2 protein-coding genes are annotated in these 1,410 nt (G+C 64.4%); both read right to left on the bottom strand.

Translation table 11 applies throughout. The annotated features are described in order from the left end of the window. Positions 1 to 622 (bottom strand): ABC transporter permease (locus tag EN949_RS35265; RefSeq protein ID WP_164782681.1); only part of this gene is annotated, 622 nt, incomplete at its 3' end. A 1-nt stretch (position 623) separates the two neighbouring features. Then, positions 624 to 1,410 (bottom strand): ABC transporter permease (locus EN949_RS35270; RefSeq protein ID WP_164782682.1); only part of this gene is annotated, 787 nt, incomplete at its 5' end.

Below are 1,410 nucleotides of genomic sequence, written 5' to 3' on the forward strand. Positions count from 1 at the left end.
CGTCCCATGAGGCCAGGAAAGAGAAGATCGCCGCGGAGCAGATGCCGATCCTGATCGACGGCAAGGTGATCCTCAACCGTGCCTGCAGCGGGCTGGCGCCGCAGACTATGGCCGCGTCCTCGATGGATTTGTCGAAACCCTCTAGCGCCGCAGTGATCGGGATAATGGCGAAAGGCAGCGCCAGGATGGTGTGGGCGATGACGAAGCCGACCGTGGTGCCGGCAAGGCCGATGCGCAGGAAGAAGGCGTAGATGGCGATGGCGAACACGACGACCGGCAGCACCATCGGCATCAACAGCAAGCCGCGCAGGACCTGGCGTCCGCGAAACTCACCCCTGACCAGGCTGAAGGAGGCGAACAGGCCGATGACGACGGCGAGGATGGCGGCCATGGCGGCAATCCGGACACTGGTCAGCGCGGCATCGATCCAGGTCGGATCAACCAGCAACTGCTGGTACCATTTCAGCGTCCAGCCGGGCGGCGGGAAGGCGAGCCAGCGCGACGAGCCGAACGACAGGAGCACGATGAAGACCACCGGCAGCAACAGGAAAGCCGCGACTGCCGCCGTGAAGCCGACAAGTGCCACGCGCAGCCATCCGAGCCGGTCATAGTCGAGCAGCATGTCAGAGCCCTCCGCCGGCGCGCCTGGCGCCGACCAGGCGAAGCTGGATCGCGTAGAGCGCCATGGTGACGACAAGCAGGACGAAGGCGGCCGCACTTCCAAGCCCCCAGTTGAGCAGCGACTGCACCGTCTGGGCGATCATCTCGGCCAGCATCATGTTCGATGTGCCGCCAAGCAGGGCAGGCGTGACGAAGTAGCCAAGCGACATGACGAAGACCATCAGCCCTCCGGCGGCGATGCCGGGAAGCGACAGCGGCAAAAGGATGCGGCGGAAGGCCTCGGACGGGCTTGCGCCGCAAAGGGCGGCCGCGCGCAGCGTCATAGGGTCGATGGCGCGTAAAGTGCCGACCAGCGGCAGAATCATGAAGGGCAGCATGATGTACACCATGCCGATGGTGACCCCGGCGAGGTTGTTGATGAGCGGCAGCGGCTCATGGATGATGCCCAACCCCATCAGCGCCCTGTTGATGACGCCGGTGCGTTGCAGCAGCACCATCCACGCATAGGTGCGGGTGAGAAGGTTCGTCCACATCGACAGAATGATGATGCCGAAGACGATCGAGCCCGGGGCCGGCGGCATGATCGCCAGCATCCAGGCAACAGGGAAAGCCACCAGGATGGTGACGGCTGTGACGACCGATGCGACCAGGAAGGTGTTGAGGAACACCCGCACATAGGTGTCGCTGCCGAACAGCGCCGCGTAGTTCTGCAAGCCGGGTTCGGGATCGGTGACGCTGCGCAGCAGCAGGGCAACCACCGGCACGATGAAGAACAGGCCAACCAGAAGC

Origin of the sequence: Mesorhizobium sp. M7A.F.Ca.US.007.01.2.1, assembly GCF_003998165.1 — a bacterium.
In the GTDB taxonomy this organism is placed as follows: Bacteria; Pseudomonadota; Alphaproteobacteria; order Rhizobiales; family Rhizobiaceae; genus Mesorhizobium; species Mesorhizobium ciceri.